Genomic DNA, 22,604 nt, shown 5'->3' with positions numbered 1-22,604 from the left:
TTATAGCTTCGGGGTTATTTGTAAAGGGCTAAGTTAGATTGGCTTGAGGACTATCAAGCCACCCAAATAGGGTTGTAGCGCTTTAGGTATAGCTATGCTTCCATCGACTTGTTGCTTGTTCTCAATCAGAGCTACTAAAGCCCTACCCACTGCAAGACCTGAACCATTTAAGGTGTGCACTAATTCCGGTTTGCCTTGGCCAGATTTAAATCTGGCTTGCATCCGTCTAGCTTGAAAGTCGCCCATGCTGGAGCATGAGCTAATCTCACGGTAGGCTTTTTGTGATGGTATCCATACTTCTAAGTCATAAGTCTTAGTACTACCAAAACCCATATCACCCGTGCAAAGCAATACTTTTCTATACGGTAACTCGAGGAGCTCCAGAATACGTTCAGCATGACCGGTCAACTCTTCAAGAGCTTGCATCGAATGCTCTGGCTTTGTAATTTGTACTAGCTCTACTTTGTCGAACTGATGTTGACGAATCATGCCGCGCACATCGCGACCATAACTTCCTGCTTCAGAACGAAAGCATGGAGTATGCGCAACATATTTCAGTGGCAGATGATCTGCATTAACGATTTCATCGCGAACTAAATTAGTAACAGGAACTTCTGCGGTGGGAATAAGGTAGAAGTTCTCTGTTTTTGCTTCGCAATTACCATCCTCTCCACCCATTTGCCGAGGAACTTTAAAAAGATCTTCTTCAAACTTAGGAAGTTGTCCTGTACCACGCATAGAAGCGGCATTGACCATGTACGGCGTATATACCTCTTGATAACCATGATTGCTAGCATGAGTCTCAATCATGAATTGCGCAAGCGCACGATGCAATCTAGCAATTGGGCCCTTGAGCACTACAAAGCGTGAGCCACTGATCTTCGCTGCTACCTCAAAATCTAAGCCTAAGGGACCACCGAGATCAACGTGATCTTTGATCTCAAAATCAAAAATAGGTTCTGTACCCCAACGTTTGATTTCTTGATTCTGCGTTTCATCCTTACCAGTAGGCACTGATTCATCGGGCAAATTAGGAATCCCCATCAAGAAATCGGATATCTCTGCTTGCAGAATCGCCAGCCTTACTGAACCAGATTCCATGTCAATATTGATCTGACTTGCTTCTGCCATCTCAGCTGAGGCATCTTCGCCTTTGCCTTTTTTCATGCCAATGGCTTTTGCCAATTGATTGCGCTTAGCTTGTAGTTCTTCGGTGCGAGTTTGCAAAGATTTACGCTCAGACTCTAAAGCGTTGAACTTCTCAACATCCAACTGGAATTTACGAGTAGCGAGGCGCGCCTGTACTGCGGCGATATCTTTGCGGAGTAATTGTGGATCAATCATTCGATACTCTATGGGCTCTATAGGTTATGAGTTTTATTTAGGCTCTAGTTTAAGCGTAAGACCTCTGCACCAGCCGGCGGCGTAAAAGTAAAGCGGTTTGCTGGTAGATTCACGTTCAACTGAATCTTATCTAGGGTAACCAGAACCACACTTCCAAGGCCATCAATCAACTCCAGGGCTTTTGGTAAGCCATTAGCCATCCCTATGGAGATCTTTGTGTAAGGGAGATCATTGCTACTCTTTACATTGGGATCTTTTTTGGGAGACAAGGCAACCCACTGCATACCCAAACGCGCTTCGCCTTCCACTAAATCAAAATGCTGATCTAAGGAGGCCTCACCAAACAGAATCGCTGCTGGTGTCGCAGCTAATGCTTGTCCTGCAGGGCGAATAGTGGCTTGATTTAAATCTTTATCCCACAAAATGAGCTGCTTACCATCGGCAATCAACTTTTGCTCATATGGCTTTTGGGTATCCCAGATAAATCTTCCGGGACGCTGAAACACAAAGTGACCCTGAGTCTGGCGCACCACTTTTAAACCTTTATCTTGTGGCTCATTTGCTTTAGGTGCCCGCAACTGCTGCTGTACAAAATCACCTTCAGCTGTTTTAGAGTTGCGCACAAACTGACGCAATTGATCGGCACCGCTCTCACTCTGAGAATTGGCTGCGCTTGAAAACAGAATTACTGCCCCAAGACATGCTGCAGAAAAGAATCTTTGCAAAATTACTGCCTTATTCGGAAGAGCGACGCAGGATCTCACGATTACCGCCGTTGCCCATCTTAGATACAAGCCCTGCTTTTTCCATATCTTCAAGTAAGCGAGCAGCACGGTTATAACCAATTCGTAAGTGACGTTGGACTAAAGAGATAGAAGGACGTTTGTTTTCTAGAACAATTGCGACCGCTTGATCATAGAGGGGGTCTGACTCACCACCACTATCACCTGTTAAGGCATCCATATTGGATTCATCAGCACCCTCAAGAACACCATCGATGTAATTGGCCTCGCCCTTCTCTTTCAGCCAATCCACTACGCGATGCACTTCATCATCAGATACAAATGCGCCGTGCACGCGGACTGGTAAGCCAGTACCTGGTGCCATATAGAGCATGTCTCCCATACCGAGGAGTGCTTCAGCGCCCTGTTGATCCAAAATTGTGCGGCTGTCAATCTTACTACTGACCTGAAATGAAATCCGGGTTGGTACGTTCGCTTTAATTAAACCAGTAATGACGTCTACGCTCGGGCGCTGTGTTGCCAATACCAGGTGAATACCTGCGGCACGTGCTTTTTGTGCAATCCGCGCGATCAATTCTTCAATCTTCTTACCAGAGACCATCATCAAGTCAGCCAACTCATCGATGATCACTACGATAACTGGTGCTTTATAGATTGGCTCAGGATCATCCGGAGTCAAGCTAAATGGATTGGTGAGCTTTTCACCTTTTTCTTCTGCCTCCAGAATTTTCTTATTAAAGCCCGCTAGGTTACGTACCCCAAACTTACTCATCAGTTTGTAGCGGCGCTCCATCTCATTGACCGCCCAATTGAGAGCGTTATAAGCCTGCTTCATATCCGTTACCACTGGACATAAGAGATGCGGAATCTTGTCGTAGATTGCCATCTCTAGCATCTTTGGGTCAATCATGATTAGACGTACTTCGTCCGGCTTTGCTTTAAAGAGGATCGACAAAATCATGGCATTAATACCAACTGACTTACCAGCACCAGTAGTACCAGCAACCAAGCAGTGTGGCATCTTCGCTAAGTCTGCAACCATTGGGCTACCAGAAATATCTTTTCCTAAAGCCAAGGTCAGCAATGAATGGTTATCGTTATAGACCTGCGAGGTCAAAATCTCAGAAAGGTAAACTGATTGACGTGTAGGGTTTGGCAATTCCAAAGCCATACAGGTCTTCCCTGGAATCGTTTCCACGACACGCATACTCACAACACCCAGTGAACGAGCTAGGTCACGTGAGAGGTTGACAATCTGACTCCCCTTGACGCCAATCGCTGGATCAATCTCATAACGAGTGACGACAGGACCAGGATACGCAGCAATCACAGTAACTTGAACATTAAATTCAGCTAACTTGCGCTCGATTAAGCGAGAAGTAAATTCCAAGACGTCGGCAGAGATGGTCTCTTTTACTTCTGGCACGGGATCTAACAATGCCAGCGGTGGCAATTCTGAATCTGGGATGTCAACGAATAACGGCTGTTGTTTCTCACGCTCAACTCGGGCACTCTTTGGAATTTCTATCGGTGCTCGCACAATTTGTACGGGAGCTGCCACTTCAACGCGGCCACGAAATTCTTCCACAAATTCTTCGCGCTCTTCCGCAGCAACCTCGCCGAGCTTACGATCCTCTTCACTATCGCGACGCTCACGAATGCGGTGAAAAGTCACCTCTAGGAAGCGGCCTACTTTCTCGGCAATATCTAACCAAGAGAAGTGTAAAAACAGGGATAAGCCAGCACATAAGCCAAATAGCAAAACCAGGGTTGCCCCAGTAAAGCCAAGAGACATTTGCAAGGGATCACCGATCAACTCACCCAAAATGCCACCAGGTGGTCTTGGCAGCTCCCAGGACAACGAATGCATGCGAATCGACTCAAGACCCATGCTGCACGCTAAGGTCAGCCCAAAGCCCAACCAGCGGACTAAGAGGGATTCTGGTTTGGCATCGGGATCCGGTGGCAGCGGAATGCTCCAGAGCTCACGCCAGCCATTGAGGACCCGACGCCCAAAGAGGGCTACCCACCAGAAGGAAGAGATGCCGAAGATATAGAGCATCAAGTCGGCCAAATAAGCTCCAAAACGGCCACCCAAGTTCCTTGGGGTCTCAAAACTGGCATGCGACCAGGCTGGATCAGCCTTGGAATAAGTGAATAAAATGGCAAATAAACCTAGGCACAAACCTAGGGAGATGAACCAGCGGGCCTCCAGCAGAAGGCGGGGCATCCTACCCTGCCCGTCCATCTCTGGGGGCTGGGGGCTCATTGGAGCCTTGGACTTCGGGTATACGGTTCTCGCCATGTTCTGCTGATTGTAAACAAGCAAACCTATAATTTGGGTATGACTACAAATACCCCAAAACATTCCAAAGTTCTTATCCTCGGTTCTGGCCCTGCTGGCTATACAGCGGCAGTCTATGCTGCCCGAGCCAATTTACAGCCTACCCTCATTACTGGCCTGGCTCAAGGGGGTCAATTAATGACCACTACCGACGTCGAAAATTGGCCTGCAGACCCTGATGGGGTCCAGGGCCCAGAGCTCATGGAGCGCTTTTTAAAGCATGCAGAACGCTTTAATACCGAGATCATCTTTGACCATATTCACACAGCAGCCCTCACAGAGAAGCCAATTCGCTTGGTTGGCGACTCTGGAACCTATACCTGCGATGCCCTCATTATTTCTACTGGCGCTTCTGCCCAATACATTGGCCTACCTAGCGAAGAAGCATTCATGGGTCGCGGTGTTTCCGGGTGCGCCACTTGCGATGGTTTCTTTTATCGCAATCAAGATGTCTGCGTAGTGGGTGGTGGTAATACCGCCGTTGAAGAAGCGCTCTATCTGACTGGTATTGCAAAGAAAGTCACCGTCATTCATCGTCGTGACAAATTCCGTGCAGAGCCAATCTTGAATGATCGCCTCATGGCCAAAGTTGCTGAAGGTAAAGTAGAACTCAAACTCAATGCAACACTGGATGAAGTTCTGGGCGATGAAAAAGGCGTGACTGGTGTGCGCATCAAGAAACAAGATGGCAGCACAGAAGATATCGCTTTGACTGGCGCCTTCATTGCGATTGGTCACAAACCCAATACCGAACTCTTTATTGGCCAGTTAGATATGAATAATGGCTATATCAAAACTCACTCCGGCTTAGAGGGCAATGCTACTGCTACCAATATCCCTGGTGTATTTGCTTCTGGCGATGTGCAAGACCATATCTATCGCCAAGCCATCACCAGCGCTGGTACAGGCTGTATGGCTGCATTAGATGCACAACGTTATTTGGAAACTTTGGATTAAGACTTCTGAAGATTCTCTAAGCAAAAACGCCTAGCAGTGCTAGGCGTTTTTGCTTAAGGAGCGCTATTTAAACCCAATTTTCAAGAGCTAGATTTGGAACCCTTTTAAATTCAGATAAATTGTTGGTGACCAAAGTTAATCCATGACTTCTAGCGTGAGCAGCAATATGAATATCATTCACACCGATTGGCTTTCCGGATCGCTCTAAAAATGCTTTTATTTGGCCGTAATGCTGAGTCGCATTTATATCGTAAGGCAAAACCTCTAAATGACTGATAAAGTCCTCAATAGTGTTGAGATTCTTTTCTACTTGCTTGCTTTTTTCAGCGCCATAAATTAACTCTGCCAACGTAATAGTAGATATAGCCATACGACTTGCATTTTTATTAAAAACCTTAAGGGCCTCTAGAGGTTTTCGTTTCATGACATAAATAACAATGTTTGTGTCTAATAAGTATTTAAGCATTAAAGAGGCTCTCTATCGCCTTGTTCTTGGGTCCCTCTTTCATCCATAAAGTCATCACTTACACCTGCTTCACTTAAGAAGAAGTTGTCCCATATGTTTTCAATTGGGGCAATGATGCGTTCACAGCCTTTTGCACGAACATTCACCTTGCGAACATTCTCTGGAAGCCGCATCTCGACAGGTAGTCGCACTGCCTGAGTTCGATTGTTCGTAAAAACAGTTGAAATAGCCAAAATCCAGTCCTCCTCATGTATATAGCAATTGTATATTGCATTTAACCCTCTTACAACCCCTATTTAAGGGAGGATTTATGTCCTATTGGGTTTGATAGCAGCTGTAATAACGCTCTTCCACGCAAGGTCATCCTCTTTTTCATGGGCCAGTATTTCTGACTCTGTAACCAAAGCCAATGCTTTGTGATCAACAAAACCACTAGGAAATGTTTTGGGATTTTTTAGGTCAACATGAATTCAAAATAATTTAACTTTTTGCATATCCAAATGATAAATTACCCAATATCCATATTCGCCTTATGTAAGGAAAAATAAAAAACGCCTAGCATTGCTAGGCGTTTTTGTTTGTTGCTTTGATTACTTTTTCTTAGCGACTCATCACCGGTAACAATGGCACGATAAGCAGCGCCACAATGTTAATAATCTTAATGAGTGGGTTCACTGCAGGACCAGCGGTATCTTTGTAGGGGTCGCCTACAGTATCACCAGTCACTGCTGCTTTATGCGCTTCAGAACCTTTACCGCCGAAGTTACCTTCTTCGATATATTTCTTGGCGTTATCCCAAGCGCCGCCGCCAGTACACATCGAGATCGCTACAAATAAGCCAGTCACAATCGTACCCATGAGTAAGCCACCCAATGCGGCAGGCCCTAGTAAAAGACCAACTACGATTGGCGCAACCACTGGTAATAAAGAAGGAATAATCATTTCTTTAATGGCTGCAGAAGTGAGCATGTCTACTGCCTTGCCGTACTCAGGCTTAGCAGTCCCTTCCATAATTCCAGGAATCTCACGGAACTGACGACGTACCTCTTCCACTACTGCACCAGCGCAACGACCAACCGCTTCCATTGCCATCGCACCAAACAAGTAAGGAATCATGCCGCCAATAAATAGTCCAATGATCACCATATGGTTAGACAAGTCAAAGGAGACTTGTTGACCAATGCCCTCTAGTGCATGGGTGTAGTCAGCAAATAATACGAGTGCTGCAAGACCGGCTGAACCAATCGCATAGCCTTTAGTCACTGCTTTAGTAGTGTTACCCACTGCATCCAATGGATCAGTGATATCACGCACTGCTTGTGGCAAACCAGCCATCTCAGCAATACCACCAGCGTTATCGGTAATTGGGCCGTAGGCATCTAGCGCAACAACAATGCCTGCCATCGACAACATGGCTGTCGCTGCAATTGCAATACCGTATAAACCCGCTAACCAATAGGCCGCATAAATCGCTGCGCATACAAAGAGCACTGGATATGCAGTTGACTTCATCGAGATACCTAAGCCAGCGATGATATTAGTACCGTGACCTTTAGTAGAAGCCTCAGCAATATGCTGCACTGGCTTGAACTGAGTACCGGTGTAGTACTCGGTAATCCATACCAAACCTGCAGTTAATATGAGGCCTACTGCTGTAGAGCCAAATAAACGCCACTGGCTACCAGGAATACCTAGAGCATCATCAGGCATGATGAAGTTCGTCACAAAGTAGAACGCTACCAATGACAAACCACCAGCAATGATTAAGCCCTTATACAAAGCTGGCATCACATTTCTCATACCAGGCGTTGCTTTTACAAAAGAGCAACCGACAATAGAGGCAATGATGGAGACGCCACCCAATACCAATGGGTAAACAATGGCAGCTACTGGCGCACCGGTAACTATCAAGGAACCTAGTACCATCGTCGCAATCAGTGTCACTGCATAAGTTTCAAAGAGGTCAGCTGCCATACCTGCGCAGTCACCTACGTTATCTCCAACGTTATCTGCAATCACCGCTGGATTACGTGGGTCATCTTCTGGGATACCTGCCTCTACCTTGCCAACCAGGTCAGCACCAACGTCTGCACCTTTGGTGAAGATACCGCCACCAAGACGCGCGAAGATAGAAATCAATGAGGACCCAAAGGCCAAACCAATGAGTGGGTGTAATACCGCGGCAAGATCCTGTCCCGCACCAATGGATACTAGGAACATGAAGAACAAGCCAACACCTAATAGACCAAGACCAACTACTAGCATGCCAGTAATTGCGCCACCTTTAAATGCCACATTAAGAGCTTCGTTCATGCCTACGGTAGCTGCTTGGGCTGTACGCACGTTTGCACGCACTGAAACGTTCATGCCAATAAAGCCACATGCTCCGGATAGCACTGCACCGACCACAAAACCAATAGCGGTTGCGAAGTCCAAAAAGAGCGCCATAAGGATAGTCAGAACTACCCCGACTACAGCAATCGTCTTATATTGACGTGATAAATAAGCGGCAGCACCCTGCTGAATTGCGTCTGCAATCTCTTGCATTTTGGCGTTGCCCGTACTTTGCTTCAAAATCCAGCTGCGCATCACAAAACCGTAAATCACGGCCAGGACACCGCATGCCAAGGCAAAATACAAGCCTAAAGTGACATTACTCATGCTTGAACTCCCTAAAGTTGATCCTATTGTTTTATATATCTAGCACTTAAGTCGGCCTAGTTTTTGAAAGCTTTAAACTAGGGCTCTAAGGCTGTAACAGTATGTATCAGAATCACCCCTGAGCCTGTTTGCTAATATCAGGGTATTTACTAATCACCATTTGGAGTATTTATGAGTTTGGACAAAGTTAAGCCAGGAAAAAAGATCCCTGAGAGCTTTAATGTCATTATTGAAATCCCAATGAACGCTGATCCAGTGAAGTATGAGGTGGATAAAGAAAGTGGTGCCATTTTCGTAGACCGTTTTATGGGTACCGCAATGCACTACCCATGTAACTACGGCTACATCAATAAAACCATCGCTGGTGACGGTGACCCTGTTGATGTTCTCGTCATTACTCCATTCCCACTGATTCCAGGTGTAGTTGTGAGCTGCCGTGCAATTGGCGTTCTCCAAATGGAAGATGAAGCTGGACAAGACGCTAAATTATTGGCAGTTCCAGAAGACAAGATTTTGCCTATCTATACTCACTGGCAAAAGCCAGAAGATATCAATGAATTACGCCTCAATCAAATCCAACACTTCTTTGAGCACTATAAAGATCTCGAGCCAGGTAAATGGGTCAAGGTCAATGGCTGGGGTGGCGTTGCAGATGCTCATCAAGAAATCTTGCAAGGCATCGAGCGCTACAACAAAGAACATCCATCAATTTGATCTACTGACTTATTTATAAAGGCTTTGTGATTCGGAGTGAGCACACAGAAAATTGCCCTAGTCCAAATGAACCCAATGCTGGGGGATTTAGCGGGTAACGCACACCTGATTCACAAAGCTGCTCAAGATGCCTTTCAGCAAGGCGCCAAGCTTGTAGTTACCCCAGAGTTAGCGCTTACTGGTTATCCCCCCGAAGATTTATTACTGCGCCCTGCTTTTATTGAGAAAGCACAGCAGCAACTTGACCTCTTAATGAAAGAGTTGGGTCAATACTCAGGACTTACCGTAGTGGTGGGACACCCCAAAAAGACTCCAGCGGGTCTACAAAACTATGCTTCTGTTTTACAAAACGGCAAAGTGATTGCAGGCTATGCTAAACAAGAGTTGCCCAACCATGAAGTATTCGATGAAGTACGTTACTTTGTTCCTGGGAATAAAGCCTGTGTGTTTGAATGCGATGGTATTCGCTATGGCGTGATTCTCTGTGAAGATGCATGGCATGCTGGTCCTGCTAAACAAGCACATGCTGCTGGCGCTCAAGTTTTACTGGTTCCCAATGCGTCGCCTTATCACTTGAAAAAAGAAGCCTTGCGAATTGATGTACTGCGTGAACATATTGCGCAAACCAAAATGCCTTTGGTCTATGTCAATGCGGTTGGCGGACAAGATGAATTGGTATTTGATGGCGGATCATTTGCATTAAATAGTCAAGGCGATGTCGTCATGGCAATGCCTCAGTTCGAAGTTGGCTTGGGTATTGTTAATGTTAGCCCCTCTGGCCAATTGGAAAAGGGTCTGATTAGCCCAGCGCAAAGCGTTGAGGCGCAGGCCTATCAAGCACTCGTTCTAGGTGTTCGCGACTACGTTACTAAAAATCATTTCCCAGGAGTCATCCTTGGCTTATCCGGTGGCGTAGATTCTGCTTTAGTGTTGGCTATTGCGGTTGATGCTTTAGGCGCTGACAAAGTGCGTGCCGTGATGATGGCTTCACGCTATACAGCTGATATTTCCTGGATTGATGCCAGCGAGATGGCCAAGAATTTGGGCGTTCAATACGACGAGATTCCGATTAGCGGCCCAGTAGATGCCCTCGAAGCATCTTTAGCAGCACAGTTCAAAGGTTTAAAGCTAGATGCTACTGAAGAGAATATTCAGGCTCGTGTCCGCGGCACCTTGCTGATGGCTTTATCCAATAAAACTGGGCGCCTGGTATTAACTACTGGCAATAAGAGCGAGATGGCAGTTGGCTATTGCACCTTGTATGGCGACATGGCTGGTGGCTTTGCAGTGATTAAAGACATTGCCAAGACTTTGGTATATCGATTGTGCGATTACCGCAATAGTATTAAGTCGGTGATTCCTGAGCGCATTTTGACGCGCGCGCCTTCAGCTGAATTACGCCCCGACCAAACCGATCAGGACAGTCTGCCTTCTTACGAGGTCTTAGATGGCATCGTGGAGCGCTATATGGAACAGAACCAATCGATAGCCGAAATCGTTGCTGCTGGTTTTGATTCTGAGAGCGTAGAAAAGGTTACCCGCCTGATCAAATTAAATGAATACAAGCGCCGCCAAGCGCCTCCAGGAGTTCGTGTCACTACCCGCGCTTTTGGTCGCGACTGGCGCTACCCAATTACTTCACAATTTAGAGCCTAAAAATGGATAAAAGTGTTCGCTTTTAGCGCTATATTTCAGTTCTAGGTATGATTACTGCATTAGGGGGGAATAAATGAAATTAATTACATCAATCATTAAACCGTTCAAGCTTGACGAAGTTCGTGAGGCTTTAGCAGAAGTGGGTGTCACTGGCCTTACCGTCACGGAAGTGAAAGGTTTTGGTCGCCAAAAAGGCCATACTGAGCTTTATCGTGGTGCTGAGTATGTAGTCGACTTCTTGCCTAAGGTTAAGGTGGAGGCTGTTGTTCCAGGCGATCGTGTTGAGGCTGCAATTGAGGCCATTACCAAAGCTGCACACACTGGAAAAATTGGTGACGGCAAGATTTTTGTTACTGCGGTTGAACAAGTCATTCGGATTCGTACTGGCGAAACTAACGAATCTGCAGTGTGATTGCCGTTTAAGCTAGCGCAGATTCTCAGCGCAACTGAGAATCTGTTGAAGCTGTAGGCTGAATGATTTCAACCTGCTCCAAAATAATTGTCTTTGAAGTGGTATTAGAAGGACGCACCTTCACGCCTTGGTAATACATATCTATCTGAGCTTGTCCAGAGGTTAAGACCTTGAGCGGTGGCTTTCCAAAAACACTCACTCCCACTCCAGGCTCTAAAGTTTTGTTTTGAGTCTTGCCACTGGCATCAACTACGCAAACAGTTTGGGCTGTCTTGGATTGCAAATACACCATATCACCAGCCTTTTTAGGGGACTCAGTTTTGTAGCCTACAGCTGAAGTATCCGCAGGCGGGCACTCTGAAGTAGCTACCGACGCAGCTACTGGTAGAGCTACCGGCGCAGGGGGCACAACGGCAAAGGCGGCCACAGCAGGCTTTTCTTCTGGCTTACTCTCTGCCACCTGCTCTGCAGGCGGGCTAGCGGGAACAGGCTCCTCTACTACCGCGATCTCTTGCTTCACAGGTTCAGGGAAAAATAAGGGGCGCAAATTTACTATTGAAAATACTAAAGCTAGAGCGATACCCAAAAGAATAAACAATTTCTTCTGGGGATATTTTTCTTGACTTGACGAGGTTGATGAAAGAACGACTTTTTCTTTCATAGTGTCGAGTGGTTTAGTCTGGTTAGATTTTGCATGCGCTATGTTTTTTTCTGCTGACACACCGCTTGCCACACGACTAGATTGATTCTCTACTAATACACTTTCAGGATCGATTTTTTTCTCAGGCACTGAGTCGCCAAAATCAAAAGCATCTTCCTCTTTTAGCTTTAATAATGCCGCTACCTTTTTCGCAGCAGTCACTTTAATTTGGGCGCCATAGAAAGAATTCGATTCACCATTTTCAATCTGTTGAATTTGGCGCACTGAGAGGCAAGCCATACCAGCTAAATCCTTAGCGCTTAAACCAAGACTTTCCCGGGCTTTTGAAAAAGCTTCTTTTCGAATCTCCGGAAGTTTTGCTTGATTGCCCATCTAAGATAGATCTCGCTATTTTTTAAAGTGATAACTCTAATCGACTGATAACTTTAATACTTTTTTTCATAGTAGTACTTATGTACCATCAAAGTAATTAGCTTAAAGGCTAGTGACTCAAAGCATGATTTTCTAAATCTGACTCTAAGTATTTCTTCACCAAGCTCTGCACTGAATCTGCGTGCATTTTTACCATCACTCTAGCTTTATGAACCTTAATGGTGGCATCAGTAGTGCCTAGTTTGACGGCAATATCTTTATTTAGAAGTCCCTTAACTAGCCAGCCACAGACTTCACGCTCTCTTGGCGTCAGGCTGGCATAGTCCCTTCTCGTTTCCACGTCTAAAGAAATGCGTTTTAACTGGCGGCTATCTAAATCAAGCGCATCTGCCACAGCTTTCAGCAATTCTTCCAAATTGAATGGTTTGAACAGAAAATCGACTGCCCCCTTCTTCAAGCTGTGAACGATTTGATGGGGGTGACTTTGGCCACTGACAAAGACAATTGGGGTCTTACGGCCTAATTTCAGAAGTCTTTCTTGTAGATCCAGGCCTGTCATATCTGGCATCTGCATATCCAAAAGAATGACTGCTGGGGATACTGGCACGGACTTATCTAAAAATATGCGCGCAGAGGCGTAATCCTCAACTAAATAGCCCAACTCGCGCAGCATCCTCGCCAACGAGATACGCATCGATTCATCATCGTCAATCAGGTAAATATGGCCGACTTTAGTCATTGAATTCAAAGGGAAAATAATGATTGATCAACATATTTATTCATATTAGACATCTATATTGAATATAGCTATTAGCCTTACAGTGAATAGTCGCGATTAATATTGATGAATTCATTCTCATTTATATTGCATTGCAATATATGTTGATCTCCCGCTTACGCCAAATAGGAAGCTTAGCCCCCAATCAGATCTCACGGCACAATAGAGCCTTTCGACAACAACCTTTTCTGGAGTAATAAGCATGAAACGCCTTAATGAACGCTCACGCATGGTCACCGAGGGAGTTGCTCGCGCACCCAATCGCTCGATGTATTACGCCATGGGCTACAAGGAAAAGGATTTCTCAAAGCCAATGGTTGGCGTTGCGAATGGTCACTCCACGATTACCCCTTGTAATAGTGGATTACAAAAATTAGCAGATGCAGCAGTCGATGCCCTTGAAGAAGCAGGTGCAAAAGCCCAGCTATTTGGCACCCCTACTGTTTCTGATGGCATTGGCATGGGTACCGAGGGTATGAAATACTCCCTCGTTTCTCGTGAAGTGATTGCTGACAGCATTGAAGTTTGCGTCAATGGTCTTTGGCAAGATGGCGTGGTTGTGATTGGTGGCTGCGATAAAAATATGCCAGGTGGCATGATGGCAATTGCACGCACTAATGTTCCAGCTATCTATGTCTATGGTGGCACGATTAAGCCAGGTCACTACAAAGGCAAAGATCTCAATATTGTTTCTGCATTCGAAGCTGTTGGTGAATTTACTTCTGGCAGATTAAGTGCAGAGGATTTAAAAGGGGTTGAAGAGAATGCTTGCCCCGGCAGCGGTTCATGCGGTGGTATGTATACAGCAAACACCATGAGCTCTTCTTTTGAGGCTCTAGGTATGAGCCTACCTTATTCATCAACCATGGCTAACGAAGATAATGAAAAAGTAGTGAGCGCTGCTGAATCTGCTCGTGTTTTAGTAGACGCAATCAAGAATAACTTACGCCCACGCGACATCATTACTAAAAAATCTATTGAGAATGCAGTCAGCGTAATCATGGCAGTAGGCGGCTCTACTAATGCGGTATTGCATTTCTTAGCAATTACCAGTGCCGCTGAAATTGAATGGACGATTGATGACTTTGAGCGCATTCGTAAGCTTGTTCCAGTCATTGTGGATATGAAACCATCTGGCACTTATTTAGCAACCGACTTACATCAAGCTGGCGGCATTCCGCAAGTGATGAAGATTCTGCTCGACGGCGGCTTATTACATGGCGATTGCATGACGATCACCGGTAAAACGATTGCTGAAACATTGAAAGATATTCCTGCTGTGCCACGCGCAGATCAAAAAGTGATTCGCACTTTAGATAATCCTTTGTATAAGCAAGGTCACTTAGCCATTCTGAAAGGCAATATCTCCCCAGAAGGTTGTGTTGCCAAGATTACTGGTCTCAAGAATCCATCGATTACTGGCCCAGCCCGTGTCTTTGATTCTGAAGATGATGCTATGGCAGCCATCATGGCCCAAAAGATTAAAGACGGTGACATTGTCATCATTCGCTATGAAGGCCCTAAAGGTGGTCCCGGTATGCGTGAGATGCTTTCTCCTACCTCAGCCCTCGTTGGTCAAGGTCTAGGCGAGTCTGTAGGCCTTATCACTGACGGTCGCTTCTCTGGTGGCACCTGGGGTATGGTTGTTGGTCACGTTGCTCCTGAAGCCTATGTTGGCGGTGTCATCGCCCTCATCAACGAAGGTGACTCTGTCACGATCGATGCTCATAAGTTACTCATTCAACTCAATGTCAGCGAAGAAGAAATTGCAAAGCGCAGGGCTAACTGGAAGCAACCTAAGCCACGCTATACCCGCGGCTTACTAGCCAAGTATGCAAGTCTTGCAAGTAGTGCTAGCAAAGGCGCCGTAACGGATCTGAATTTAGATTTAACTTAATCAATAAATCAGTAAAGGAAAGCCCCTAGGTAAAACTAGGGGCTTTTTTGTTAGCGCTATTGAATCAAGCCTACTGTTTGACGTGCTGACCCATCACATTCACAGGCATCTTCACTTCAACTTCGCCTGCCTTTGCAAATGTCAATTTCACAGGCACTGTTTCACCAGCGCTCAGTGGAGCCTTGATATTCATGAACATCAGATGTAAACCACCAGGCTTTAACTCAACAGAGCCGCCTGCTGGCACTGAGATATCTTTCACCTGGCGCATCTTCATCACGTTACCTTCCATTGACATCTCATGTAACTGCACTTCACCCGCCACTGGTGAGCTAGCAGAAACCAATTGATCAGCAGGGCCGCCTTTGTTTTCAATCTTCATAAAGCCGCCAGCAACTTGTTGACCCGGCATTGTGGCCCGAGTGTAAGCGTGCTCAATTTTGATTGGGCCAACTAGGGCATTTTGAGCCAAGGCATTGCCGCTAAAAGCAATGCCGAGGGCAATGCTCATTGTTAAAAATATGTTTGACTTCATTTTTGCCCCTCAATTAAAAAGTGGTACATTGCATCAACTGATTTCCCCAATATTATGCAGACTTTTCGACTCTTCCTACTGATTATTCTTTTGCAGTCATCTGCCGCTTATGCAGGGCTTGAACTCGGAAATCCTGCCCCTGATATTCAGGGTGAGCTTTTGGATGGAAAAGTCTTCTCACTACATGCCTACAAAGGAAAGGTAGTGCTAGTCAACTTTTGGGCCAGTTGGTGTGAACCCTGCAGAGAAGAGATGCCTGCCATTGAAGCCTACCTTAAGAAAAATAAGTCTCAAGGTTTCGAAGTACTTGCCATTACCGTAGATAAACCTGCAGATATGGGCCAGGCAAAACAAATCATGCAAAATTATTCCTTTCTCTTTGCAGAAAGACAGCAAATGAATTACTCAGGTTACGGCAGAATTTGGCGTATACCCAGTTCATTCATCATTGATAAGCAGGGAAAGCTTCGTAAAAATGGCTTGACTGGTGATCCCAAAGTCGATACCAAACTTCTTGACGAAATCATTACCCCACTTTTATCTACTCAGTAATTAAAAGTGAACTCGTACGCCCATCGAGGCAATGAACGAGGGGACTACCTGAATACCATTCACGTTTTGATAAACTGGCAATTGCAAATTGGCATACATCTGAGTTTTTTCTGTCAATCGATATAAAACTCCAGGCGTTAGATAAGCAAGTGTTCCGCCAGTTGCCCAAGTATCGGCCGCAGTTCCGCTATCAGCCCTTTTGTTAATCACATTTAGCTGTAGCGTTGGAACCCATTTCTCAAAAGCTTGGTAATTTACGCCTACGTTTACATTCAGTGAATTGCCTGGACGATAAGAACCACCAGTGGTGATCGTTGGCGAATCACTTGGGCCGCTTGATAAACCTACCAAAGAATTAGGAACATTAGTTACTATGACAGCAGCTTGGTACTGTGCCTGTGCGAAATACCCCCAATTTTCTAAATCATTTACGAATCCAAATTTGTAAATGCCACCAATGAGGTCTGTAGAGCCGGTACCACGTTGAAGGCCAGGATCAACTGCAACAGTCCCGCCTGAATTAGCAGCAGCACTTTGTGAATTACTTCCGGTCGGCAACTTCACGCCAAACTGAATCCCCCAATCCTTTTGCTCTGCAAGACCAAAGTAGCGCCCAATAATTCTTATATCGCCAATACCAGAGCCCTTAGAGCTATAGCCATTTTCTCCAGTAGGAAAGCCTCCTGTACCCTCATCAGAATTTGATCCATAAGTCATATGGTTGCGCATGATGAATGGCAACACAGCAGTCACACCCCAGCTCTCTCCATCGTTGTAATCCAACGAAGCAGTGATGTAATTATTCTGCGTATACCCCTCCACTTCTGCGGGCGCACCAGTGGCAGTATTGGTAGTCTTGGCAGCTTGAGCCTGGCCAATCCCCTTCGTGCCATAGCGCAATTTATTCTGATTGAGAGTGTCATAACGAACATCTAATGACCAGCCTGGGGTCATCCCCATTCCCTGAGTGCCAATATCCGTATTTAAACTGCAACCACAACTCGCACACGCCATTACACCTGTTGCTGGAAATAAAAACGCTATCGCCACTGCTATTTTCTTGAACTTCAATTGAATTCCCCACACAAATCACGGCAACTTATTTACTTGGTTGCCAAATACATAGCATTGCTATGTCCTAAAAAGATTTAGGCTTGTGTAGGAGGTGCTGCAGAGGGAGGCGATACCCAAACTGTAAGTAGCTTAGGTGATTGATAGAAGAGCTGGGGTAGAAACGCAAAAGTTTGCGGCGCTTGAAAACTCAAATTGGTATTAAATGCTGGTGTCACACTGAAATGGGTAACGCAGTAAGGACAAGATTGGGTTGAATTGACCTGGTCTGCCTGCTCATCAGCTTGAACACTGATCTGCATTTTGCTGCCATCTACTGAGCAAATCTCCATGGCAAAACCGTTACCACCCTTTGCAAGGGATACCGCCTGTGAAAGCGCTGGCGCAAGCGCACTCATCGCGATTGCTATTGCAGCAAGCCAGTGAACGAGTTTGCGGTGACGGAAATTCATGATTAGTGGATTTTATCCCAAGTGCTTCATGCGTCTGGAAAAGAAAAAGGGGTCCTATTGGACCCCTTTCAAGAACTACTGAAGCTTTAATTACATCGTAGCGGAGCGCTCGATCAACTTGCGACGCATTGGGCGCAATACGAACCACGCCAAGATTGCAGCTGTACCGTTCAAAATACTGGCAACCCAGAACACTACTTCCCAACCACCGGTTGTAGCCACCAATACGCTGGAGAGTGGCACTAACAATGAAGCAGTACCTTTCGCTGTATAGAGGAGGCCTGCATTACCAGCAGCATAAGTTGAACCGAATGTATCCGCATTAGTTGATGGGAACAAGCTATAGATCTCACCCCAAGCAAAGAACACGAGACCAGTCAACAGAACAAACATCACTGGATCACGACCGAAGTAATACAAACCAAGAATACCCAAGCACTCAAACGTGAAGCACATGGTCATTGTTTGCTCGCGGCCAATCTTGTCAGATACCCAACCGAAGAATGGACGGGTTAAACCGTTCAATACGCGGTCAATCGTCAATGCAAAAGTCAAAGCAGGTAATGCTAATCCCATCAAGCTCACTGTTACGCCAGCAATCTGGAAGTCTTTAGCAATTGGAGCCAATTGCGCAGTTGCCATCAAGCCACCAGCTGCAACCATCACGAACATGATGTACATGATCCAAAACACAGGCTGCTTAACCATTTCCATTGGGCGGAAATCTTTGCGAGTCTGACTAACACTTGCTTTAACAGCAGTGATGGCACCTTTAACAGGCTTAGACAAGAGCAAACTCAAAATCACAACAATCGCACCTTGGCCAATACCAAAGAACCAGAAAGTCTCTTGGTAGCCTTGTTCTGCGATCATTTTGGCAATTGGAATCACCGTCAACGCAGAGCCCGCACCAAAGCCAGCAGCAGTCATACCAGCAGCCAAGCCGCGACGATCTGGGAACCACTTGAGCGCGTTACCTACGCATGTACCGTAAACAGCACCAGCGCCAACACCACTCACAGCAGCTGCGGTATACAGTATGGTCAATGTTTCAGCATGAGCATTCATCATCCAGCCGATGCCGCATAACAGTCCGCCAAAGAAAACCACTGGACGTGGACCAAACTTATCGACTAAATAACCTTCAATTGGAACAAGCCAAGTTTCAGTTAATACAAAAATCGTGAACGCAACTTGAATGGCTGCTCGACCCCAACCAAACTTTGCATCAATCGGGTTTACGAATAAAGTCCAACCATATTGCAAGTTTGCAATCATCGACATACATATGATGCCGATCAGAAGCTGAAACCAACGACCTCCTAAAGGTCCTGCAGTTTTCTCGCTACTCATCTGTATTCTCCTGTTTATACTTTTTATAAATTCACTCATCACCACTAAATAAAGTGGTGACTGATTTTTAAACATTTATATCCACTAGTACTTGACAGTAATCAAGATTCACTGAATACAGCACTGGTGATTACCCTTGCTAAATCCTTGACTCAAATAGGGTTATTTGATGATTAGCGATGCTTAACAAAAGAAAAAGCCACCCGAAGGTGGCTTTCCAGATAACTACTCTTTTGAATTACATACCGCCATATGCACCATCAAAATCATAGTGACGGGTACGCTGCTGAGCAGCTGGTTTGCTTTCAGAAAAAAGCCGGTTAAACATATTCAATAACTGGGTCATTTGAATCTCCTTAAGGGTTAGTACTTATATTGTACCCTAATTTGGAGATTTATCTAGGGTAAACCCTTAAAAAGATTTAAATGCTTGGTTAGCAACAATTGACTTATAAGTCTTTGATTTAATTAAAAAAATAATGGGCATCAACGCCTGAGAGTCAAGGAATTAGCTCAAATATCCACCTTGAGCACTCAATTTGGTGCCGCTTGCCGGAATCGAACTGGCGACCTTTTCATTACGAATGAACTGCTCTACCAACTGAGCTAAAGCGGCGAATCTGTTTTGATTCTAGCGGAAGCGGTCGAGGAGCTTTTTACTGAGCTTATCGAGCTGCGTAGAGTCTTTAATCAGGAACTGTAGACCGTTTGAATCAGCAATCAGTAGAGTGTTGCCCGCAATTCTGCGAATATCTTCTTCACCCTTAAGACGAATACGCGTTGTCCCTCGATCTGTTTCGATATCCCAGATGCTAGGAGTAGCAAACGTTGAGACCTTGGTAATTCTCTCAATAACTGGCATAAATTCTCGCGCGGCCAATTCTTCTTCAATCAGGGTGAGCTCTGCTTTCGGGATCAGCACAATATCTGAAAACCAGCAAACCTCTTTGCCAGATTGATTCATGATACCGATGCCAGCTGCAGGTGCAGTAATCGGAAATGCTCGCACCGGATATACACCAATATGGCGCTCACCTTTGGTATCAATGAAAACCAAGCTTCCAAGTGCATTGCGCTCTAGTTGATGGGTCTTATTCATACTCCACCCCCAATGTTCTTAGCGATGACTTCTAATTTTTCTTCTCGCGTTTCCTCTTGCGAGTCCTCAAGACTCTCGCCAATCGCACCGCCCTCAACCAACTCAGCAGCATGACGCAGTTGGGCCTGATAGAGAGTGTAGTAAGCGCCCTGAGCTTCCATTAATTGGTCGTGCGAGCCGATCTCGACAATCTCGCCCTTATCAAGCACTACAAGGCGATCAGCCTTTCTAAGGGTCGATAAACGATGTGCAATCGCAATGGTTGTTCGACCCTTAACCAGGTTGTCTAATGCACGCTGAATTTCTTTTTCAGTAGTCGTATCAACTGAAGACGTAGCTTCATCCAAGATCAAGATGCTTGGATTGATGAGTAATGCACGCGCAATAGAAATCCGCTGACGCTCACCCCCTGATAAAGACTGGCCACGCTCCCCTACTAGAGAGTCATAACCTAGTGGCAGGCGCAGAATAAATTCATGGGCGTGGGCGGCACGCGCAGCCCCAATAATTTCTTCACGAGTAGCGTCCGGTTTGCCATATGCAATGTTCTCTGCAATCGTGCCAAAGAACAAAAATGGTTCTTGTAAGACTAGGCCGATGCGCTTGCGATAGTCAGCAATACCAATACTGCGAATATCGCGCCCATCTAAAGTAATGGCGCCTGCGCTGACATCATAGAAACGGCAAATCAAATTGACTAGCGTGCTCTTACCAGATCCACTGTGGCCTACCAGACCAATCATTTCGCCAGGAGCGATATCGAGATCAATGCCTTTGGACACCGCACGATTACCGTAGCGGAAACCCACGCCACGCAGAGCGATGCGGCCTTTTACATCCATCAAAGGGGCGGGATTGATTGGCTCAGGAACGCTAGAGACGTGATCCAAAATATCAAAAATTCGCTTAGCCCCTGCAGCAGCCTTTTGAGTATGCGAAACAATGCGGCTCATCGAATCTAGACGGATATAGAAGCGGCCAATGTAAGCAAGGAAGGCAATCAATACGCCAACAGAAATTTTCTGATGAGCCACTTGCCATATACCAAAACCCCAAACCACTAAGAGACCAGTCTCAGTCAACAAGGTAACCGTTGGCGAGAACAGACCCCACACACGATTGACGCGATCATTAATTTGAAGATTGTGTTTATTCGAATCCACAAAACGCTTAAGCTCACGATCTTCTTGAGCAAAGGCTTTCACCACCCGAATTCCCGGAATCGTATCTGCCAAAATATTCGTCACTTCGGACCAGATGCGATCAATCTTTTCAAAACCAAAGCGCAACTTATCGCGCACTGCATTAATCATCCAAACAATAAAAGGCAAAGGCGCTAGAGTGACTACAGCAAGCAATGGATCAATCGATACCAAGATCGCAGCAGTCATTGTGATCATCAAGACATCGGTTACAAAATCGAGTGCATACAGCGAGAGGAAAACACAGATACGATCTGTCTCAGCGCCGATACGGGCAATCAGGTCGCCCGTTCTCTTGCCACCAAAGTATTCCAAAGAAAGCTTGAGTAAATGCTCAAAGGTGGTGTTGCGCAAATCAGCGCCAATCCGCTCGCTTACAAGCGCTAGTAAATAGGTTTTCCACCAACCCAATCCCCAAGCTACTAAGGCGGCGCCAAACAAGGCGAGTAAATACATGCTGGCCAAATGAAAATCAATCGGATTACCTTTCTCATAGGGAATCAACACATGGTCCATCAATGGCATCGTGAGATAAGGTGGGATGAGTGTTGCGCCAGTTGACAGCAAAGTCAGGACAAAACCGAGTGCGAGTTGTTTTTTGTATGGTTTTGCAAAACGCCAAAGCTTAAATAAAGTCCATGTAGACGGCGGAGTATCGTCCTCTGGATCACAAGTAGGACATGCATCTGAGTTAGCAGATTTTGGACTTAAGCAAACTGGGCAAACTTGTTTGTCGTACTCACTTGACTCGCCTTTGCTTTGCTCTTCACCTCTGGTAAGTTGCTTAAAGCTGGATTGCAAACGCAGAATTTGTGGATTTACTGCAAGAGTGAAATACCAGGCCCTGAGCAAACTGTCAGCAGTTTCTAGCCTGAGATGGCCGACTCCCGCATGGTCTCCATGAACTAAATACTGCCCCTGATCTATAGGCCAAGACTGAAATTGCTTCCCGTCAGTCCAAAAAAGACCGTCTTGGCTCAGTAAAAGCAGGCTTTTTTCAAAGCGCAGATCTGCATCTAAATCCAACTCCACCCATGCCAGCAAGGCATCTGGGCTACGAACCGGTGATTTTTTGCCCTGCAAAATAGACTGCCAATAGCTTGGCAAGCTTGGAGCAAAAGGTAGGATTTCTGGCTTCATCGACACTAAAAGTATAGTGGAGCTAGATTTTTTAGATTTATAGCTCCTGTCAACTTTAGAGCTATAAAAAGCGTTTAATTACCGAAGCAGGCCTTTTTATGTATTTTTGCTAATTTTGTGAGTTTTGAATAAAAAATAGAAACAGAGAGACTGTCTAACGCGTCATAGCCAAACCTTGGCCTATGGACTCGCAAC

General features: G+C 45.7%; 20 protein-coding genes and 1 tRNA gene. 6 read left to right on the top strand and 15 right to left on the bottom strand.

What is annotated here, in order from left to right; translation table 11 throughout:
- Positions 1 to 33: 33 nt before the first annotated feature.
- The 3 genes from serS to ICN29_RS09950 are packed head-to-tail and all read right to left on the bottom strand — an operon-like array spanning position 34 to position 4,356.
- Complete coding sequence (serS, locus tag ICN29_RS09960) at positions 34 to 1,344, bottom strand: serine--tRNA ligase (RefSeq protein WP_216132767.1); 1,311 nt, start codon at positions 1,342 to 1,344, stop codon at positions 34 to 36.
- A 44-nt stretch (positions 1,345 to 1,388) separates the two neighbouring features.
- Positions 1,389 to 2,108: an outer membrane lipoprotein periplasmic chaperone LolA gene (lolA, locus tag ICN29_RS09955; protein WP_369411668.1), complete on the bottom strand. Its 720-nt coding sequence runs from the start codon at positions 2,106 to 2,108 to the stop codon at positions 1,389 to 1,391.
- Positions 2,080 to 4,356, bottom strand: coding sequence for a DNA translocase FtsK (locus ICN29_RS09950; RefSeq protein WP_439651276.1), 2,277 nt, complete (start codon positions 4,354 to 4,356; stop codon positions 2,080 to 2,082). The genes lolA and ICN29_RS09950 overlap by 29 nt, the downstream gene beginning before the upstream one ends.
- A 75-nt stretch (positions 4,357 to 4,431) precedes the next feature.
- Here ICN29_RS09950 and trxB point away from each other — a divergent pair, with 75 nt between their 5' ends.
- Positions 4,432 to 5,388, top strand: a complete 957-nt coding sequence (trxB, locus tag ICN29_RS09945; protein WP_216132763.1) for a thioredoxin-disulfide reductase — start codon at positions 4,432 to 4,434, stop codon at positions 5,386 to 5,388.
- A gap of 67 nt (positions 5,389 to 5,455) precedes the next feature.
- Here the strand turns inward: trxB and vapC are convergent, their stop codons facing one another.
- The 3 genes from vapC to ICN29_RS09930 form a co-directional block, all read right to left on the bottom strand.
- The gene (gene vapC, locus ICN29_RS09940; protein WP_216132761.1) at positions 5,456 to 5,854 is read right to left on the bottom strand and encodes a type II toxin-antitoxin system tRNA(fMet)-specific endonuclease VapC; all 399 of its coding nucleotides are present in this window, start codon (positions 5,852 to 5,854) and stop codon (positions 5,456 to 5,458) included.
- Positions 5,854 to 6,087 carry a type II toxin-antitoxin system VapB family antitoxin gene (gene vapB, locus ICN29_RS09935; protein ID WP_087910249.1) on the bottom strand — a complete coding sequence of 78 codons (234 nt, stop codon included), beginning with the start codon at positions 6,085 to 6,087 and terminating at the stop codon, positions 5,854 to 5,856. The genes vapC and vapB overlap by 1 nt, the downstream gene beginning before the upstream one ends.
- A 367-nt stretch (positions 6,088 to 6,454) precedes the next feature.
- Positions 6,455 to 8,515 carry a sodium-translocating pyrophosphatase gene (locus tag ICN29_RS09930; RefSeq protein WP_216132759.1) on the bottom strand — a complete coding sequence of 687 codons (2,061 nt, stop codon included), beginning with the start codon at positions 8,513 to 8,515 and terminating at the stop codon, positions 6,455 to 6,457.
- Between the two features lie 171 nt (positions 8,516 to 8,686).
- On the opposite strand from ICN29_RS09930, the gene ppa reads away from it, so the two are divergent.
- The 3 genes from ppa (at position 8,687) to ICN29_RS09915 (ending at position 11,297) form a co-directional block, all read left to right on the top strand.
- Positions 8,687 to 9,229 carry an inorganic diphosphatase gene (gene ppa / locus ICN29_RS09925; protein ID WP_216132757.1) on the top strand — a complete coding sequence of 181 codons (543 nt, stop codon included), beginning with the start codon at positions 8,687 to 8,689 and terminating at the stop codon, positions 9,227 to 9,229.
- A gap of 36 nt (positions 9,230 to 9,265) precedes the next feature.
- Positions 9,266 to 10,885: an NAD+ synthase gene (locus ICN29_RS09920; RefSeq protein ID WP_216132755.1), complete on the top strand. Its 1,620-nt coding sequence runs from the start codon at positions 9,266 to 9,268 to the stop codon at positions 10,883 to 10,885.
- 73 nt (positions 10,886 to 10,958) lie between these two features.
- Positions 10,959 to 11,297, top strand: a complete 339-nt coding sequence (locus ICN29_RS09915) for a P-II family nitrogen regulator (protein WP_216132754.1) — start codon at positions 10,959 to 10,961, stop codon at positions 11,295 to 11,297.
- Positions 11,298 to 11,322: 25 nt separating this feature from the next.
- On the opposite strand, the gene ICN29_RS09910 is transcribed toward ICN29_RS09915, so the two are convergent.
- Entirely contained in the window at positions 11,323 to 12,330 is a 1,008-nt protein-coding gene (locus ICN29_RS09910) for a helix-turn-helix domain-containing protein (RefSeq protein WP_216132752.1), read from the bottom strand.
- 109 nt (positions 12,331 to 12,439) lie between these two features.
- Positions 12,440 to 13,069 (bottom strand): response regulator transcription factor, encoded by a 630-nt coding sequence (locus ICN29_RS09905; RefSeq protein WP_216132750.1) that lies wholly within the window; start codon positions 13,067 to 13,069, stop codon positions 12,440 to 12,442.
- 241 nt (positions 13,070 to 13,310) lie between these two features.
- On the opposite strand from ICN29_RS09905, the gene ilvD reads away from it, so the two are divergent.
- Positions 13,311 to 15,005 carry a dihydroxy-acid dehydratase gene (ilvD, locus tag ICN29_RS09900; protein WP_216132748.1) on the top strand — a complete coding sequence of 565 codons (1,695 nt, stop codon included), beginning with the start codon at positions 13,311 to 13,313 and terminating at the stop codon, positions 15,003 to 15,005.
- Between the two features lie 70 nt (positions 15,006 to 15,075).
- Here ilvD and ICN29_RS09895 read toward each other — a convergent pair whose 3' ends face one another.
- Positions 15,076 to 15,540 (bottom strand): copper chaperone PCu(A)C, encoded by a 465-nt coding sequence (locus ICN29_RS09895; RefSeq protein ID WP_216132746.1) that lies wholly within the window; start codon positions 15,538 to 15,540, stop codon positions 15,076 to 15,078.
- A gap of 54 nt (positions 15,541 to 15,594) precedes the next feature.
- Between ICN29_RS09895 and ICN29_RS09890 the strand changes: the two genes are divergently transcribed.
- Positions 15,595 to 16,092 (top strand): peroxiredoxin family protein, encoded by a 498-nt coding sequence (locus ICN29_RS09890; RefSeq protein ID WP_216132744.1) that lies wholly within the window; start codon positions 15,595 to 15,597, stop codon positions 16,090 to 16,092.
- Here ICN29_RS09890 and ICN29_RS09885 read toward each other — a convergent pair whose 3' ends face one another.
- From ICN29_RS09885 to ICN29_RS09860, 6 genes are all read right to left on the bottom strand, one after another.
- Positions 16,093 to 17,163 (bottom strand): TonB-dependent receptor, encoded by a 1,071-nt coding sequence (locus ICN29_RS09885; protein WP_216132742.1) that lies wholly within the window; start codon positions 17,161 to 17,163, stop codon positions 16,093 to 16,095.
- Between the two features lie 77 nt (positions 17,164 to 17,240).
- The gene (locus ICN29_RS09880) at positions 17,241 to 17,615 is read right to left on the bottom strand and encodes a DUF2946 domain-containing protein (RefSeq protein ID WP_216132740.1); all 375 of its coding nucleotides are present in this window, start codon (positions 17,613 to 17,615) and stop codon (positions 17,241 to 17,243) included.
- A 90-nt stretch (positions 17,616 to 17,705) separates the two neighbouring features.
- A complete protein-coding gene (gene oxlT / locus ICN29_RS09875) occupies positions 17,706 to 18,968 on the bottom strand; it encodes an oxalate/formate MFS antiporter (protein WP_216132738.1) in 1,263 nt (420 codons plus the stop codon).
- Between the two features lie 540 nt (positions 18,969 to 19,508).
- Positions 19,509 to 19,584 (bottom strand) — tRNA-Thr (locus ICN29_RS09870).
- A 15-nt stretch (positions 19,585 to 19,599) separates the two neighbouring features.
- Complete coding sequence (locus tag ICN29_RS09865; RefSeq protein ID WP_216132737.1) at positions 19,600 to 20,067, bottom strand: cyanophycin metabolism-associated DUF1854 family protein; 468 nt, start codon at positions 20,065 to 20,067, stop codon at positions 19,600 to 19,602.
- Positions 20,064 to 22,409 (bottom strand): cyanophycin metabolism-associated ABC transporter, encoded by a 2,346-nt coding sequence (locus ICN29_RS09860; RefSeq protein ID WP_216132735.1) that lies wholly within the window; start codon positions 22,407 to 22,409, stop codon positions 20,064 to 20,066. The genes ICN29_RS09865 and ICN29_RS09860 overlap by 4 nt, the downstream gene beginning before the upstream one ends.
- Positions 22,410 to 22,604: the final 195 nt, after the last annotated feature.

The sequence above is a fragment of the Polynucleobacter nymphae genome, assembly GCF_018882155.1.
Classification (GTDB): domain Bacteria; phylum Pseudomonadota; class Gammaproteobacteria; order Burkholderiales; family Burkholderiaceae; genus Polynucleobacter; species Polynucleobacter nymphae.
Note: the sequence above shows the minus strand (reverse complement) of the source record. Positions and strands in the feature narration are given on the sequence as shown.

What these genes read in the sequence shown, in the direction of transcription:
- ICN29_RS09860 (WP_216132735.1), bottom strand. Translation starts at nt 22,409, where the DNA reads ATGAAGCCAGAAATCCTACCTTTTGCTCCAAGCTTGCCAAGCTATTGG.
- ppa (WP_216132757.1), top strand. Translation starts at nt 8,687, where the DNA reads ATGAGTTTGGACAAAGTTAAGCCAGGAAAAAAGATCCCTGAGAGCTTT.
- ICN29_RS09880 (WP_216132740.1), bottom strand. Translation starts at nt 17,615, where the DNA reads ATGAATTTCCGTCACCGCAAACTCGTTCACTGGCTTGCTGCAATAGCA.
- ilvD (WP_216132748.1), top strand. Translation starts at nt 13,311, where the DNA reads ATGAAACGCCTTAATGAACGCTCACGCATGGTCACCGAGGGAGTTGCT.
- ICN29_RS09865 (WP_216132737.1), bottom strand. Translation starts at nt 20,067, where the DNA reads ATGAATAAGACCCATCAACTAGAGCGCAATGCACTTGGAAGCTTGGTT.
- ICN29_RS09895 (WP_216132746.1), bottom strand. Translation starts at nt 15,540, where the DNA reads ATGAAGTCAAACATATTTTTAACAATGAGCATTGCCCTCGGCATTGCT.
- ICN29_RS09930 (WP_216132759.1), bottom strand. Translation starts at nt 8,515, where the DNA reads ATGAGTAATGTCACTTTAGGCTTGTATTTTGCCTTGGCATGCGGTGTC.
- ICN29_RS09910 (WP_216132752.1), bottom strand. Translation starts at nt 12,330, where the DNA reads ATGGGCAATCAAGCAAAACTTCCGGAGATTCGAAAAGAAGCTTTTTCA.
- vapC (WP_216132761.1), bottom strand. Translation starts at nt 5,854, where the DNA reads ATGCTTAAATACTTATTAGACACAAACATTGTTATTTATGTCATGAAA.
- ICN29_RS09890 (WP_216132744.1), top strand. Translation starts at nt 15,595, where the DNA reads ATGCAGACTTTTCGACTCTTCCTACTGATTATTCTTTTGCAGTCATCT.
- ICN29_RS09905 (WP_216132750.1), bottom strand. Translation starts at nt 13,069, where the DNA reads ATGACTAAAGTCGGCCATATTTACCTGATTGACGATGATGAATCGATG.
- serS (WP_216132767.1), bottom strand. Translation starts at nt 1,344, where the DNA reads ATGATTGATCCACAATTACTCCGCAAAGATATCGCCGCAGTACAGGCG.
- ICN29_RS09950 (WP_439651276.1), bottom strand. Translation starts at nt 4,356, where the DNA reads ATGAGCCCCCAGCCCCCAGAGATGGACGGGCAGGGTAGGATGCCCCGC.
- trxB (WP_216132763.1), top strand. Translation starts at nt 4,432, where the DNA reads ATGACTACAAATACCCCAAAACATTCCAAAGTTCTTATCCTCGGTTCT.
- oxlT (WP_216132738.1), bottom strand. Translation starts at nt 18,968, where the DNA reads ATGAGTAGCGAGAAAACTGCAGGACCTTTAGGAGGTCGTTGGTTTCAG.
- ICN29_RS09915 (WP_216132754.1), top strand. Translation starts at nt 10,959, where the DNA reads ATGAAATTAATTACATCAATCATTAAACCGTTCAAGCTTGACGAAGTT.